The organism is Mycobacterium sp. OAE908 (assembly GCF_017872775.1).
GTDB lineage: Bacteria > Actinomycetota > Actinomycetes > Mycobacteriales > Mycobacteriaceae > Mycobacterium.
In genome coordinates this window covers 1,359,541-1,375,282 of sequence record NZ_JAGGJL010000001.1, presented here as the reverse complement: position 1 = coordinate 1,375,282, position 15,742 = coordinate 1,359,541, and the positions used below count along the sequence as shown (strand labels likewise).

9 protein-coding genes are annotated in these 15,742 nt (G+C 66.6%); 3 read left to right on the top strand and 6 right to left on the bottom strand.

What is annotated here, in order from left to right; all coding sequences use genetic code 11:
- Window positions 1-18: 18 nt before the first annotated feature.
- Genes J3E61_RS06625 through J3E61_RS06610 form a run of 4 tightly spaced genes read right to left on the bottom strand, consistent with a single transcriptional unit; the run spans window position 19 to window position 7,171 of the window.
- On the bottom strand, window positions 19-1,260 hold the full coding sequence (locus J3E61_RS06625; RefSeq protein ID WP_210083016.1) for a hypothetical protein: 1,242 nt from the start codon (window positions 1,258-1,260) through the stop codon (window positions 19-21).
- Complete coding sequence (locus tag J3E61_RS06620) at window positions 1,257-2,606, bottom strand: M1 family metallopeptidase (RefSeq protein ID WP_192724463.1); 1,350 nt, start codon at window positions 2,604-2,606, stop codon at window positions 1,257-1,259. The genes J3E61_RS06625 and J3E61_RS06620 overlap by 4 nt, the downstream gene beginning before the upstream one ends.
- On the bottom strand, window positions 2,603-6,529 hold the full coding sequence (locus J3E61_RS06615; protein WP_210083015.1) for an amino acid adenylation domain-containing protein: 3,927 nt from the start codon (window positions 6,527-6,529) through the stop codon (window positions 2,603-2,605). The genes J3E61_RS06620 and J3E61_RS06615 overlap by 4 nt, the downstream gene beginning before the upstream one ends.
- Window positions 6,530-6,541: 12 nt before the next feature.
- Window positions 6,542-7,171, bottom strand: coding sequence for a DedA family protein (locus J3E61_RS06610; RefSeq protein ID WP_210083014.1), 630 nt, complete (start codon window positions 7,169-7,171; stop codon window positions 6,542-6,544).
- Between the two features lie 219 nt (window positions 7,172-7,390).
- Here J3E61_RS06610 and J3E61_RS06605 point away from each other — a divergent pair, with 219 nt between their 5' ends.
- The 3 genes from J3E61_RS06605 (at window position 7,391) to J3E61_RS06595 (ending at window position 10,499) form a co-directional block, all read left to right on the top strand.
- The gene (locus tag J3E61_RS06605) at window positions 7,391-8,404 is read left to right on the top strand and encodes a TerC/Alx family metal homeostasis membrane protein (protein WP_192725217.1); all 1,014 of its coding nucleotides are present in this window, start codon (window positions 7,391-7,393) and stop codon (window positions 8,402-8,404) included.
- A gap of 36 nt (window positions 8,405-8,440) precedes the next feature.
- Complete coding sequence (locus tag J3E61_RS06600; RefSeq protein WP_210083013.1) at window positions 8,441-8,848, top strand: hypothetical protein; 408 nt, start codon at window positions 8,441-8,443, stop codon at window positions 8,846-8,848.
- A gap of 316 nt (window positions 8,849-9,164) precedes the next feature.
- Complete coding sequence (locus tag J3E61_RS06595; RefSeq protein WP_210083012.1) at window positions 9,165-10,499, top strand: acyltransferase; 1,335 nt, start codon at window positions 9,165-9,167, stop codon at window positions 10,497-10,499.
- Here the strand turns inward: J3E61_RS06595 and J3E61_RS06590 are convergent.
- Both J3E61_RS06590 and J3E61_RS06585 read right to left on the bottom strand, forming a co-directional pair.
- Window positions 10,477-11,628, bottom strand: coding sequence for a beta-lactamase family protein (locus tag J3E61_RS06590; protein ID WP_210083011.1), 1,152 nt, complete (start codon window positions 11,626-11,628; stop codon window positions 10,477-10,479). The two genes, J3E61_RS06595 and J3E61_RS06590, sit on opposite strands and share 23 nt — an antisense overlap.
- A 40-nt stretch (window positions 11,629-11,668) precedes the next feature.
- A complete protein-coding gene (locus J3E61_RS06585) occupies window positions 11,669-15,712 on the bottom strand; it encodes a TIR domain-containing protein (protein ID WP_210083010.1) in 4,044 nt (1,347 codons plus the stop codon).
- Between the last annotated feature and the right edge of the window lie 30 nt (window positions 15,713-15,742).

The following is a 15,742-nucleotide window of genomic DNA, read 5'->3' as shown; positions in this document are numbered from 1 at the left end:
GCCCCTCAAAATACAGGGTCAGCGATCCGGCATCCTGGCAAGCGCGGCCAGGTGCACCGCGATTCCTACCAGCGGCCCGCACAGCAGCGCGATCACCGTGCGTGTTTCCAGGCCTACCGGCAGGAGCAGCAGCAACGCCGAGGCCACCGTCGCCGACACCCAGCCGAGCGAATAGGCCCGATGGAGGGCGGCCGCGACCGCAGCGGCGCCGGTCAACGTCAGGATCGCGATCGCGACCGCCGCGCCGGTCAGCCAGGCCAGCAGCTCGCCGTCGGCCCGATACTGCGCGCCGAACCCTTCGCGCAGCAGCCACGGCCCGAACACCCCCGCGAGCAGCACCCCCAGCAGACCGAGGCCCGTCACCACCAGCGCGGGCTGCACCAGCGCCCGCAGCCGCTCCGTGCGCTGGTCGACGAAGTGCGCGATCAGGTTGCCCTGCATGGCGGTCAGCGGCACCAGCAGCGGTGCCCTGGTCAGCGTGACCGCCAGGATCACCACGCCGCCGGTGGCGCCCAGGTCACCCGAGGTCGCCTTGAGCAGCACCGGAAAGCCCATCACCAGGACAGCGCTTGCCCCCGCGGCAGCGATCGAATGCGAAGCGCCGCGCAGGAACGTCACGGTGCCGCCAGGCGTCAGCAGTTGCGCCGCTGCGCGGGTGGAGGGGGATGCGATGAGCAGGATCAGCCACGCGATCGCGCCTGCGACCGTCGCCCACAGATAGCCGACCAGGCCCCAGCCGACCACGAACGTCGCGGCCGCCACTGCCACGCGCATGCCTGCGTCGGTCACCATCAGCGAGCCGTACTCGGTCCACCGATTCACCCCCGCCAACATGCCCAGCAGGGTCGCGTGCAGGCAGAAGCCGGCCAATCCCACACTCAGCAGCCCGACGCTCAGCCACTGCGACTCGACGAACACGTGCGCCGACCACAGCGGCGAACTGACGGCGATCACCGCCGCGGCCACCACCCCGACCATCGCCGCCACCCGCATCGGATGCGTGCGTGGCCCGGCGACGACCTCCGCGTAGCGCGTCGAGCGCACCTCGCGGGTGGCCTCCTGGAGCAGTCCGAACGCCGCGCCGGTGACCAACCCGAATGCGCCCCAGAACACCCCGAACACCGAAAAACCCGCCGGCTCGAGATCGCGCGCCGCCAGGTACAGCACCGCGTATCCGCACAGCGCGGACAACACGGTGGCGGTGCCGACCCGCGTCACGCTGGCGCGGGTGATCGGTCCGGTCGGCGCCGCGTCGGTCATGACGGCTCGTCGAGCGAGGGCACCGGCATCGAGTACAGCCACGCGTCCCACAGCGGACGCAACGACTCGTCTGCGTAGTTGGCGGCCAATCCGGTGAAGTCGTCGGTGACGACGGTGCCGTGCCGATAGCGTGCCGTCCAATCCTTCAGCAGCGCAAAGAAACTGTCGTCGCCGATGTGCCCGCGCAACACGTGCAGGGTCAGCGCCCCGCGTTTGTACACGCGGTCGTCGAACATGTCTCGCGGTCCCGGGTCGGCCAGCACCAGATCCTGCGGCGAATCCACCAGCCGCTGGTGATAGTGGCGCGCCCACTCGTCGGCGCTGCGGTCGCCGGAATGCTCGGACCACAACCACTCGGCGTAGCAGGCGAAACCTTCGTGCAGCCAGATGTGGCGCCAGCGTTTGGCGGTGACGGAATTGCCGAACCACTGATGGGCCAGCTCGTGGGCGATCAGCCGCTCAGCGCGACCATGGCCGTCGCAATGGTTGGCGCCGAAGATCGAAATCCCTTGTGCTTCAAGGGGTATCTCGAGATCGTCGTCGGTGACCACGACGGTATAACCGCTGTCCAATGGGTACGGACCGAACAGCTTGACGAACAACTTCATCATCTGCGGTTGGTCGGCGAAGTCCTGCTCGAAATTGCGGCGCAGCCGGTCGGGCAGCACTGCGTGTATCTGGACACCGTTCTTGGCTATCCGGTGCCGGTCGTACACACCGATCTGCAGGGTGATCAGATATGTAGAAGTCGGCTCGGCCTGCTCGTACGTCCACGTCGTCATGCCCGCTCTCGCGCGCCGCGACAACAGCTCGCCGTTGGCCAGCGCGTAATACGCGCTCTCCGTGCTGATCTGGAGACGGAAGCTGGCCTTGGCGCTGGGATGGTCGTCACACGGAAACCACGACGCGGCGCCGTTGGGCTGGCCTGCGACGAGCACGCCCTCTGACAGTTCCTCGAAACCGACTTCGCCCCAATGGGAGCGGACCGGCCGCGGCGTGCCGCCGTAGCGCACCGAGATCGTCATGGCCGCGCCCGCGGGCAGCGTGTCGGACAGCGCAATGTGCAACTTTCCGTTCGACGACCGGAACTGGGCCGGGCGCTTGCCGTTGACCGTCACCTTCGAAACCGAAAGGGCGTCCGACAAGTCGAGGGTGAACGTGCGCAACGCGGCAAGGGTGACGGCGGTGATGGTGGCGGATCCGGCCAGCCGGTTGATCGTCACCTTGTATTCGAGGTCGAGTTCGTAGCGCGACACCCGATAGCCGAAGTTGCCATTGCTGGGTAGGTACGGGTCGATGACCGGTGGTTGGGCCGCTTTCTTCGCCGCTTTCTTGCTTCTTGTCACGCGGCGGTTGCCTTGTTCTTGGGGGGTTTCGTTGCGTCGCCGCCCTTCTTGCGGAACAGGTTCCACGGGGCGATCGGATTGCCTTGCCAGCGGCTGGACGGCGGCACCTCGTCGCCGCGCATCACCAGCGACGCCGGACCGACCGTCGCGCCTGCACCGATGCGCGCGGCGGGCAGTGCGACACAGTGCGTGCCCAGCGTCGCGCCCTCCTCCAGCACCACGGTGTCCATCCGCATGATCCGGTCATGGAACAAGTGGGTCTGCACCACGCAGCCGCGGTTGACCGTTGCGCCCTTCTCGAGGGTGACGAGGTCGGCCTCGGGCAGCCAATAGGTTTCACACCAGACACCGCGGCCGATCTTGGCGCCCAGCGCGCGCAGCCACAGGTTCATCACCGGGGTGCCGCTGGCGGCGCGGGCGAACCAGGGCGCGGCGACGGTTTCGACGAACGTATCGGACACCTCGTTTCGCCACACGAATGACGACCACAGCGGGTGCTCGATGGCGGTGATACGGCCGACCACAAGCCATTTCGCGACCACCGCGACGGCGCCCGCGAACGCGCCCGCGGCCAGCAGCACGACACCGCCTGCCGCCGCGGTCCAACCCCAGCCGACTTCGATCGCCAACCACTGCACGGCGAACAGCACGGCCACCCCGATCGCGAACGTCACGATCATCGGGATCAGCCGGCACGTCTCGACCATTGCGCGGAGAATCTTCAGCCGCGGCGAGGGATGGAATGTGCGCAACACATCGGCCGCGGTGGTCTTGCGGCGCAACCGGACCGGCGGGCTGCCCAGCCACGACGAGCCCGCCTTGGCTTTGTGCGGCGTCGCCGACAGCACCGCCACCAGACCGTCGTCGGGCACGCGTCGGCCGGGCTGGGTGATGCCGGAGTTGCCGAGGAACGCCCGCTTGCCGATGGTCGCCTTGGCGACGTGGATCCAGCCGCCGCCCAGTTCGTAGGACGCCACCATGGTGTCGTCGGCCAGGAACGCGCCGTCCTCGACGACAGTGAACTTCGGCACCAGCAGCGCTGTCGAAATCTCGGTGCCACGACCGACTTTCGCGCCGAGCATCCGCAGCCACCACGGCGTCAGAAGGCTGGCATAGATCGGAAACAGATAATTGCGGGCGGCGTCCATCAGCCGCTCGGTCGCCCACAGCTGCCATCCGACGCGGCTGCGCACGGGGTGATATCCCTCGGGCATCCACATCGACAACAGCCGCACCCCGATCACCGTCAGCGCGGCGTAGGTGACGATCGCGGCCAGCGTTGCAGCGGGCGTCCACACCGCAGCGGCCAGCGCCGCATCCGTCAGTGACGCGGAATCGCGGACGGCCCAACCGATCACGGCAAGACCGACTCCGAGCGCCAGCAGCGGCAGCGCGCCGAGCAGAATCGACGTCACGCCGTAGACGGCCATCCAGAACGGCGCGCTCGGCGGCCGGTGCTCAGGCCACGGGTGGCGGGCCTTGCCCGACTTCACCGCGGGCGAGCCTTTCCAGTACTGGCCGTTCTTGACCTTGCCGACCACCCCGGAGCCCGGCGCGACGTCGGCGTTCTTGCCCACGACCGCTCCGGGCAGCAGCGTGGTGCGCGCACCGATGGACGCATCGTTGCCGACGGTGATCGGCCCGACATGGAAGTGGTCGCCGTCGATCCAGTGCCCAGAAAGGTCGACCTCGGGTTCGATCGAGCAGCGATGGCCCAGCCGCAGCATGCCCGTCACGGGCGGGGCCGAGTGCAGATCGACGCCCTTGCCGACCTGGTTGCCGAGCATGCGGGCGTAGTAGACCAGCCACGGTGCGCCAGCCTGATTCTCCGCCCCGCTGGCTTCGGCGAGGCGCTCGGCGACCCACACCCGCAGGTGGACCGAGCCGCCGCGGCGATACGTGCCGGGTTGCAACCCGCCCAACAGGATTCGCGCGCACAGCGCAGCAATCGACATGCGGCCGACCGGAGTGATGAACAGAAGGAAGCCGACGCCGACGAACCACCAGTTCACCGGCACCAGCCACGGCGGCGGATGAAGTTGGGCGATACCGCTTTCGACAACATTGTTCAGCAATGCCAGCCACACCACCCACTGCAGCCCGGTCAGCGTGGCCAGCGGCAGTGACACCGCCACCTGCACTGCCTGGGTCAATCGCGGGGTTGGCTTGACCACGCGCGTTTCGACCGCAGGCGGCGGGTCCAGCTCGTCGAGATAGCCCGCCAGCGACCCGAGGCGGGGATGGTCGTAGAGGTCGGCGACGGTCACCTGCGGATAGCGATGGCGCATCGCGGCGACCAACTGCGCGGCGGACAGCGAACCTCCGCCGAGGGCATGGAAATCGGCTTCCGGCCCGTCGATCGGCGCTGCGAGGACCTCGCGCCACAATCCGGCCAGCCACCCGAGCGTGCCACCGAGATCCGGCTCCTCCTCGGCACTGCCTGCGACGGGCCACGGCAGGGCGTTGCGGTCGACCTTTCCCGACGTGCGGGTCGGCAGCTCGTCGACGAGCACCAGCCTCGGCACCAGCGCAGCAGGCAGGGTATCGGCCAGCGCGGCGCGGGCCTTACCGATGTCGAACGACGGGTCGGCGCTTGCGATATAACCAACCAACAGCGGTGTGCCGCTGGCGGTCTTGCGCACCGCAGCGGCGCCGCCGCTGACCCCCGGCAGATTCACAAGCGCGGCGTCGACCTCGCCGAGCTCGATGCGGCGGCCGCCGACCTTCACCTGGTCGTCGGCGCGGCCCATGAAGTACAAGCCGTCGGGCTCGAGCCGCACCAGATCGCCGCTGCGATAGGCGCGTGACCATGCGAGCGTCGGCATCATCGCGTACTTCTCGGCGTCCTTGGCCGGATCCAGGTACCGGGCCAGCCCGACACCGCCGATGACGAGTTCACCGACCTCGCCCGTGCCCACCGGCAGGCCCTCTTTGTCCACCACCGCGAGATCCCAGCCCCGCAGCGGCAGGCCGATGCTCACCGGCGCAGAGCCCTCCAGACGCGCTGCGCATGCCACCACCGTCGCCTCGGTCGGGCCGTAGGTGTTCCACACCTCGCGACCGTCGACGGCCAGCCGCTCGGCGAGCTCCGGCGGGCATGCCTCGCCGCCGAAGATCAGCAGCCGCACCGCTTCGAGCGCCTCGGCGGGCCACAGTGCCGCCAGCGTCGGCACCGTCGAAACCACGGTGATGTCGCGGCTCACCAGCCACGGGCCCAGGTCCATGCCGCTGCGCACCAGCGCGCGCGGGGCGGGCACCAGACACGCCCCGCGCCGCCAGGCCAGCCACATCTCCTCACACGATGCGTCGAACGCAACCGACAGGCCTGCCAGCACCCGGTCACCGGGACCAATGGGGTTGTCCTGCAAGAACATTTGCGCTTCCGCATCGACGAATGCGGCGGCGCTGCGGTGCGTGACGGCGACACCCTTCGGGGTGCCGGTGGATCCGGACGTGAAGATGATCCAGGCATCGTCGCGACCGAGCGGCGCGCCGGCCCGCCATCCGCGCGATTCGCCCTGCGCGCGGTGCAGGCCCCGCTCGGTGATGATGCCGACCACGTCGGCTTCGCCGAACACCAGCTCGGCGCGTTCGTCGGGGTCGTCGGCGTCGACGGGCACGTAGGCGGCTCCCGCGGCCAGCGTCGCGAGGATCGCCACGTACAACGCGTAGTTGCCCGAGGGCATCCGGATCCCGATGCGGTCGCCGCGGCCGATGCCGCGGGCAGCGAGCCATTCGACGCTCTCCTCGATGTCGGAGAGCAACTCGGCATAGGTCAGCTGGACCTCGCCGTCGTCGAGCGCCGGTGCATCCGGGTATCGGGCCGCCGTGTCGTTGAGGATGTCGATGAGCGTGCGCGGTTCGGGCGCGCACGAAGACAACAGGTATTGAGGCGGTACCTCGGGATGGAAAGCCGTTGTCACGGGTACAAACTACTAAGCCGCTCGCTCGGCCCGGGCGCGCCGCACGCGGTGGGTGATCACAATCGCGACAACCAGGACGACGGCGGCGACGACGTACCACTTGTATCGCTCGAACGTGTCGTAGATCTCCACGATGTGCTCGCCTGCGAGGTACCCCAGCGCAGACCACGCGCCAACCCACAGCACCGCGCCCAGTGCGTTGTAGCCGAGGAATTTCAGCCAGTGCATGCCGACGATGCCTGCCAGTAGGCCGTTGATCTGACGCAGGCCGTCGATGAAGCGCGCGACGGTGACGATCTTGCCGCCGTGGCGGTTGAAGAACGCCTCGGCCCGGTCCAACCGCTGCGGTGTCAGGAACACGTACCGGCCGTAGCGCTCGGCCAGTGGCCTGCCGCCGAAGTGGCCGACGACGAACCCGACGTTGTCGCCGATCACGGCGGCCAGCACCGCGACCACGAAGACGACGGCGATGTTCATCTGGCCCGCACCGGCGAACACCGCGGCGGCGATCAGCATGATCTCGCCGGGCACGGGGACGCCGAAGTCCTCCAGGAACAACATTCCGGCCACGCCCAGGTAGCCGTAGTGCTCGAGCAGCGGCTGCACATCCCCGAAAACACCAGGCAGTTGGGTGTCGGTCATGGCTGTAACCGTAAGTTCATGCGGCTCCGATTTCGATCGAAGGCGGCCGGCTGGCACAATGGCCGGTGGAGGGGAGTATTCCTTCGCCACGGTGTCGTCACCACGTCGACCGTCATCGGCCGACCGGGACCGCGGGCCGACCTTCGGGTCGGTGGAAGAGACCTCCGGCGTTTAGCGGGCCTCATTTGCGGCCCGCGGCTGACGACCGGAGGCTTGTCTGTGCACGTAACCCAACTCGAGTGGATCATCACGCTGAGCGTGACGATTGCTGTCCTGCTGTTCGACGTGATCGTGATCGGGCGTCGACCGCACGAACCGTCCAAGCGCGAGCTCATTGTCTCGCTGTCGGTGTACGTAGCGCTCGCCGTGGCGTTCGGCTTGTGGACGTGGTTCTACCACGGCGACCAGTACGGGCTGGAGTTCTTCGCCGGCTGGCTCACCGAATACAGCCTGTCGGTGGACAACCTGTTCATCTTCTTGATCATCATGGCCAGCTTCAAGGTGCCCAAGAAGTATCAGCAGGAGGCGCTGTTGGTCGGCATCATCCTGGCGCTGATCTTCCGCGGTGTCTTCATCGCGCTCGGCGCGGTGGCCATCAACCAGTTCTCCTGGGTGTTCTACCTTTTCGGCGCGTTTTTGGTGTACACCGCGATCACCCTGGCACGCGACACCGAGCACGACGACGACGCCGAGAACTTCGTGGTGCGGTTCGCGCGAAGGCATCTCAAGCTCACGGAGAAATGGGATGCCGGCCTGAAGCTGTGGATCAAGGACAACGGCAAGCGGCTGATGACGCCGATGTTCCTCGTCATCGTCGCGCTCGGGACCACCGATCTGCTGTTTGCCCTGGACTCGATCCCCGCGATCTACGGCCTCACCCAGGAGCCGTATCTGGTGTTCACCGCGAACGTGTTCGCGCTGATGGGACTGCGCCAGCTGTACTTCCTGCTCGGGGATCTGCTCAAGCGGCTGGTCTACCTGTCGCAGGGCTTGGCGTTCATCTTGGCGTTCATCGGGCTGAAGCTCCTGCTGCATGCCCTGCATGAGAACGAGCTGCCGTTCATCAACGGCGGTGAACACGTGCCGGTCCCGGAGATCCCGACGCTGGCCAGCCTCGGCGTGATCGTGGTGACGCTCGTCATCACCACCGCGGCCAGCCTGTACAAGACGCGGGTGCACGACGTCAGGAAGGACGCCAAGGAGGCCGAAGAGAAGGCCTTGGATTCGGCTTGATCGGAATAGTCGACACCACCGGTCCGTTTTTTTAGCGTGACCCTGGTGCGGCTATTCGTGGCGGACACGCCGAGCGGCGACTGGACAGAACTGACCGACGGTGAGGCGCGCACTGTGCGCGTCGCGGCGACGGACCTGCAGCAGGCGCGCCGGGCCCGCATGCGGATACGCGCAGGCGATCAGGACGTGGCGGTGATCCTCGACGTCACGGTGGCCGTAGCAAGTGACTTCCGTTCGGCGCGAACCGCTCTGGGGTCCTCCGGACACACCGTGCACTATGCGGGCACAGTGGACGGACTTGCCGGCCTGATCTCCGACATCGCAATGGCCGACGTCGCCGATGGTGTCACGCTGATCTCCGCGTCACCGCGTCAGGACCTGAGTGACCTCGCGCGGCAGGTGTTGCGCCGGCTCAGCGTTCGGGACCAATTGCGCGCGTCGTAGTGGCGGCCGGGCATCCCGGTCCGAGTTCGCTGAAGCCGCTCACCGCCGCCGATTTACATAATCGGAGCGGACCCATCGGCTTTCCGTTACGTAACTAGCTTTAATAAAGCAATACAATTCGATGCGCATAACACAAATAGCGGCACAATAAGTCGACTTATTTCGCATGCGAAAGTATCGCCTGCGATGTACAGTTCATTAGCTGGCCAGGCATCACTATCGGTTGCTATGGGGATGGCCGTGCATATTTCACGAGTCTGCAGAAAAAGGGGCGTCAGTTGCCGGTAATTATTTCCGACGTCAATTTTTGTTCGCGATGACCGCCGACTCGACTCATCGAACAGCAGACTCAGCGGTGGCAACGGATCCGCCCGAACCGCAAACCCGCAGGCGGGCGCGCATCATCGGCCTCGATGGCGTGCGTGGGCTGTTGTGCCTGAGCATCGCAATCACGCACGTGACGGGGTACTACTCCAAACACACCGCTGCGGTCTGGAAGACGAATATCTTCGGCTTCTCGCTGGTGTACTTCTTCGTGCTAAGTGGTTTCCTGTTGTTCTTACCGTATGTCCGAAATGTGGTTGCCGAGCGCTCGTCGGCTCGCATGCCGAACACGCGCGATTACGCGGTGCACCGGCTGGCCCGGATCATGCCTGCCTACCTGGCGATCTTTTTGATCGTGAATTTCGTCTTACGGTTGTCCTATGTGCAGAATGCGGCGTTGATGCCCGATGACGCCAGGACCGGCGTCGGCGTCATCACCGATCCCGGTGAATTGCTCGCCAACCTGGCACTGGTGCAGACCTACTTCCCGTCCTACATCCAGACCGGCATCGGGCCGTCGTGGTCGCTGACGCTGGAGTACGCCTTCTATCTGTCGTTGCCGCTGCTGGGATTGGCCGTCTTCCGCATGCGCAAGCGCAGCACCCGCAACCCGTTCGTGGTGGCCATGCTGGCGCCCAGCATCCTGTTGATCGTCGGCCTCATCGGACGCGCGCTGATTCCAGTGGTGAATCGATACGCAGGCACCACGGACTTCATCCTGCTCAACTGGGGTCCGAACATCGCCGCGGTATTCACCAAGAGCATCCTGACCAACGCCGACAACTTCGCGATGGGCATGTTCGCCGCGATCGTGTTCGTCGCGATCGAGCACGGCGCTCTTGCCGAACGGATCAGTCGACGCGTTCGACTGCTCAGCGCGGTCTTGATCCTGCCCGTATTGGTGGTCAGCGCGGCGTTTTTCGCCATCGCGGTGCAGTTCGTGACGGCGGGGGTCGGTGTCGTCGCCGCCATGATGATCCTGATCGTCGTGGTGCCGTTGGCCCGTGGCCGCAAGTCGAAGTTGGCGACGTTCCTCGACGTGCGGCCGATCCGGTACGTGGGTGAGATCTCACTGTCTGCCTACCTCTGGCACTTTCCGATGCTGCTGTTGCTGGGTCGCCTCGGCTGGATGGCGGGTGACACGCTGCCCGGAATGCTGCACAACATCGTGATCCTGCTCGCCGCAACAATTCTCGCCGCATCGGTGACTTACTACCTCATCGAGAAGCCTGCGATGAACTACGCCAGACGGCTTCGTGCCGCCAAGAAGGCGCCGCCGCGCCAGACCGACGAGAAGGTAGGGGTCAGCCCAGGGCTTGGTAGATGAGCGCGGAGTAGCGGTTGGTGCGCTCGGTGCCGGTCGTGCCGGGCCCCATCCTGTTCATCACGTAGGCGAAGGTGGCGCCGCGGTCGGGATTCATCACGATCGCCGAGCCGCCCCAGCCGCCCCACCAACAGATCCTGCCCTCGGGAATGGCGGGAACGCTTTGCGGCGACGGCAGTCCGAAGCCGATGCCGAACCGCAGCGGGACCAGCAGCACCAGGTCGGAGCCGTTCGACTGTTCTTCGAAGATCAGGTCGATCGTCTCCGGGCTCAGCAGTTGCACGCCGTTGGCCTTGCCGCCCAACGAGATTGGTGACAGCGCCCGGGCGAGTGCGCGGGCGTTGCCGTGTCCGTTGACCCCGCCGATGTCCGCGCGACGCCATCCAGTCGTCTCGGCTATCAGGGCGGTGTTGTCGTCGGGCGGGAAGCCGGCGAACGTCTTGTAGGCCGGGTGGTCGGTGGGTAACGCGTCGAGCGGGATCGGCAACGGCGGGGGCGGGATGATCTGGGCGACGCGATGTTCGTCGGACGGGTCGAGGCCGATTTGGACGTCGGCGTCGAGCGGGCCTGCGATCTCGTCGCGCACGAACTCCTTGAGGGTCTTGCCGGTCGCGCGGCGGATCACCTCGCCGATCAGGTGTCCGTAGTTGACGGCGTGATAGCCCGACGCCGTTCCCGGCTGCCACCACGGTTCCTGACGCGCGAGGTGGTCGGTGGCCTTCTCCCAGTCGTACATGTCCTCGACCGCGAACGGCACCTGCCACCCGGAAACCCCTGACGTATGGGACATCAGGTGGCGTACCTCGATGTCCTGCTTGCCGTTCGCCGCGAACTCCGGCCAGTACTTCGCGACAGGAGCGAACGCATCGACGATGCCGCGATCGATCACGATGAGTGCCGCCAGCGCGGTGAGCGTCTTGGTGCAGGAGAAGAAGTTGACGATGGTGTCCTGCTGCCACGGGACGGTCTTTGCGCGGTCGGCGTGGCCGGCCCAGATGTCGACGACGAGTTCACCGTCGATGTCGACGGCGATCGAGGCGCCCAACTCCTCACCCTTGGCCACCTCGTCGGCCAATGCCTCGGCGACGCGGGAGAAACGGCTGTCGCAGTGCCCGTGCACGAGATCGTTCATCGGGCCATCATGCGCCCCGCCGACGGGTTTCGGGACAACTTCAGCCCGTGCCGCCCTCCGGTGCCACCGGCAACCCGGGGCACAATTCTGTGTACGCGATGTCAGGAGCGACCCAGTCATGCCACTGCTGATGACTGAGGTTCGCAGAAAGCTTGGCGCACACCAGGTTTGGCCATGCCGTCAGAGCAGGAGGTGGGAACAACCGGCGATCCGGGGCGGCGCCGTCCGAAAGCAGTTGCTGACCATCAGCGCTGAACTGCACGCCCAGCATGTACGCGTTGTGCGCGTTCATCGGCGGTCCGACAGGCGTGGTGCTGGCAGCATCCCAGAGTCGCAGCGTGTGGTCTTCGCTTCTGGACACCATCCGCCCGCCGCCGGGGCCGAAGGCCACATCCGTCACCGCGGCGGTGTGCCCGGTCATCGGGGTGCCAACGGGTTTACCGGTCTCGGTGTTCCACATCCGCAGCGTGGTGTCTGCGCTCCCGGACAGCAGCAGCTGCCCGTTCGGGCTGAACGCCACGGTAAGCACCGGCGCGGTGTGGCCGGTCATCGCCGTGCCGACCGGGTGTCCTGTCGCGAGATCCCACACTCGTGCGGTGTTGTCGGCGCCCCCTGAGCCGAGCCTGCTGCCGTTCCAGCTGTATGTCAGGCTCGTGACGGCGCCTTTGTGTGCGTTGATCACGGGGCCCACGGCCGTCTTGGTTTCGGCGTTCCACCGCTGCACCGTGCCGTCGGCTGCGCCCGACGCGATCGAGCGACCGTCCGGACTGATCGCGACGCTCGTCGTCGCCGCGTGCCTGCCGTTGGTCAATTGGGCTAGCAGGCTTCGGTTGTCGGCGTCCCACAACCGCACCGTGCCGTCACCATTGCCCGAGACGATGCGATGACGATCGGTGCTGACCGTCACGCTCGTCACCGCGGAGTTGGCGGGAACGGTCGGCTGTGGCCCCACATCGGCGTCCCAGACGCGAAGCGTCTCGTCGGCGCCGCCGGTGAGAAGACGATGCCCGTCGGGGCTGAACGACACCGCGTTGATCGACCCGACGTGACCGGTCATGGGCTGGGCGACCGGCTGCTGGGTGCTCGCGTCCCAGATCCGCAGGGTGCCATCGAAACTGCCGGAGGCGATGCGGCCGCCGTCCGGGTTGAACACCACGCTGGTCACCGTGTTCTGATGTCCGGTCATCGGAACCCCGATGGGCTGGCCGGTGTCGGCGTTCCACAACCGCACGGTGTGGTCGGCGCCGCCGGACACGACGCGCTGGCCGTCAGGGCTGAACGCCGCGGTGGTGACCGCGCCGGTGTGGCCGGTCATCGGTGGTGTGATGGGCTGGCCGGTGCCGGTGTTCCAGACGCGCAGCGTGCCGTTGGCATCGCCGACCGCGACACGTTGCCCGTCGTCGCTGAAATCCACTGTCGTGACTGGGCTCAACTGTCCGGCCATCGGGGCCGCCAACGGTACGGCGGTTGCGGCATTCCAGATGCGGGTGGTGCCGTCCGGGCTGCCCGCGGCGACGAGTTGGCCGTTGTCGCTCAGATCCAGACTCGTCACGGCCGAGTTCTGCAGCATCGGCGGATCGACGGGCTGACCGGTCAGCGCGTTCCACACCCGCACGCTGTCGGCGCTCGCGAAAGCCACGTCCTTGCCGTCATCGCTCAACGCCGCGTTGGTGACTGCGTTGGTCTGCATCATCGGCGGCCCCACCGGCGCACCGGTGTGCGCGTCCCACACCCGCACGGTGTGGTCTGCGCCGCCCGACACCAGACGCTGCCCGTCGGTGCTGTAAGTGACATCCATGATCGGGGCGTTCGACTGGATGATCTTTGTGGTGTCGATGCGCATCAGCGCTGCGGTGAACAGGCCGCCGACGTTGTCGGACATCACGTGTTGTGCGGCAAGAATCTGTGACAGCGCCCGGATGTCGCCTCCGCCTTGGATTCCCGCGAGCATTGCCTGACCCTGATACGTCAGCCGCAACCCGAGTGCCTCGCGGGTGCGCTCGTTGGCCCGGTCGGTTTCCTTCTTGGCGGTGACGAAGCCGTACACGGCGGCGGCCGCGATCAACAGTGCGACGACCAGCACGAGGCGCAGCACGAGTGAGCGCTTGCGCAGCACTGCGGCGTGTGCTTGGGCTTTCTCAAGTTCGGCGATACGGCGCTTGTCCTCGGCCTCGATTCTGTCCCGCTCGCGGCGCCGCGACGCGGCGAGGAAATCGTGCACATGGGCCAACCGGTCGCGGAAAGCCGTTTTCGCACTGAGTTTTTCGGCGTCTGCCAACCGGGTGCCCTCGAGCAGCCAGGCCGGGTTGCGGTTGTTGTCCTCCCACGCGGCAGCGGAGCGCTCGAGATGGTCGGCGTCCTTCAGGTCGCCGCGCTCTTCGGCGAGCCAGGTGGCCAGGTCGTCCCACTGGCGCAGCAGGCTCTCCAGGGCCACCTCGACGACGACCTCGCCGTCGTGAGTGTCCCTCACCAGCAGCCGTCGAGCGACGAATCCTTCTAGCAGAGAACGACTTTCGGGTGGCAGGTCGGTCCACCGGGCGGCTCGTCGTACCGGTTGATCGCTGTCCGGACTTATGGTGGCCAGCCATGGGATGAACGCGCTGCGCAGGTGCTGCAGTTGCTCGACACGACGTTCGTCGTCGAAGGACAACAGGTGGTCGATCTCGGACTGCACGACGCTTCGGACGCCGCCCATCGACCGGTAGTCGCGCAGCGTCAGCGCGCCGTCGTCGCCGTAGTCCTCGTAGAGGCGGGCCAGTGTGAGCGCGAGCAGCGGAAGCGTGTCGGCCCCCTCGGTGCAGTCGTCGAGCAGGTGGTTCACCAGAGCGGGATCGACCGACAGCGGCCGGCCACCCTGGGTCGCGCGGGCCGCGGGGCCGGTGATCACCTCCTTGAACTGGGTGCGGGGCATCGGTTTCAGATCGTCGAACAAGACGCTGCCGACCTCGGCGAGCTGGGGCGCGGTCTGCAGCGGCTCGTACAGATCGCTGCGGATTGTCACCGCGACGATCAAGTCGACGTCGGCAGTGTCGTCGCGGGGCGCTGCTGCCAGGTCGGCGATCAGCTCGAGAAACGCCACCGCTTCGCGTCCCGCATCGGCGCCGAACAACTCCTCGGCCTGGTCGACGGGCAGCACCAATGTCGGCGGTGGCTGTCGGGCCTCGGTCAACAACCGCGCTGCCGCGGCGCGACGGATGTCGAGCAGCCACTGCCGCACCCGCTCTGAATCGCCTGCGACGCAGGCTCGCTTGATCTCACCGAGGTCAGGACCGGTGACACCGAACCGGGCGTGTGTGGCGTGCACCGCCTTCGCCAGACCGGCATCACCGGTCAACACATTGCGCTGCGGACGCACGATGTCGAGCAACGCGAAGTCGCGGTCGTCACGCCTCAATCGGGGCAACAACCCCGCCCGCAAGAACGACGACTTACCTGTTCCGGACGGCCCGAGCACCACGAACAGTGTCTCGATGCCCGAGCGTCGCATCCCGCGTAGCGCGTCGAGGCCGCGCACGATCTGCGCGTCGCGGCCGAAAAACACTGCCGCGTCGACTTCTTCGAGCGGGTTCCAGCCGCGGTACGGCGCGCGATCCGGTTCGTGTGCAGGCGGCCACGCGAACGACTCGGCACCGATGCCCGCGCTGACGATCCCGTCGCGAAGCCCACGCAACCCGTCGGTGAGGAAGGCGACGGGCTCCGCGCCGTCGCCGATGTCGACTGCGGTGAGGGCACCGTCGCCGACCAAGTCGATGCGTTGCCATTCGGCGGTCGGATCCTCGCCCGAGGTGGCACCGATGCGCGCACTGAAGATTCGCTTGTTGAGATACTCCGCGAACCGGTATTCGGTTATGCATTCCGGTGAGGACAGCCAATTGTCAGACAGCAGACAGATAACCGCCTCGCATCTGGTGCTGGCCTGGCGCAGAGCTTCCTTCCACCGCGTGCCTGTCCGAATGCCTGCTGAGGCGTCGAGGTCGAGGAAGATTTCGTCGGCTAACCGCGCGTCCTGACCGATCAGCCACTGGCGCAAGGCAATTGCCTGCCGGTTATCCCGGCTGGAATGGCTCAGGAAGATACGCGACATTAGTTCACGCCTTCGCAAATTACATCGGCA

Coding starts and splice junctions, on each gene's coding strand:
- J3E61_RS06610 (WP_210083014.1), bottom strand. CDS start 7,171: ATGACCGACACCCAACTGCCTGGTGTTTTCGGGGATGTGCAGCCGCTG.
- J3E61_RS06590 (WP_210083011.1), bottom strand. CDS start 11,628: ATGAACGATCTCGTGCACGGGCACTGCGACAGCCGTTTCTCCCGCGTC.
- J3E61_RS06595 (WP_210083012.1), top strand. CDS start 9,165: ATGACCGCCGACTCGACTCATCGAACAGCAGACTCAGCGGTGGCAACG.
- J3E61_RS06585 (WP_210083010.1), bottom strand. CDS start 15,712: ATGTCGCGTATCTTCCTGAGCCATTCCAGCCGGGATAACCGGCAGGCA.
- J3E61_RS06625 (WP_210083016.1), bottom strand. CDS start 1,260: ATGACCGACGCGGCGCCGACCGGACCGATCACCCGCGCCAGCGTGACG.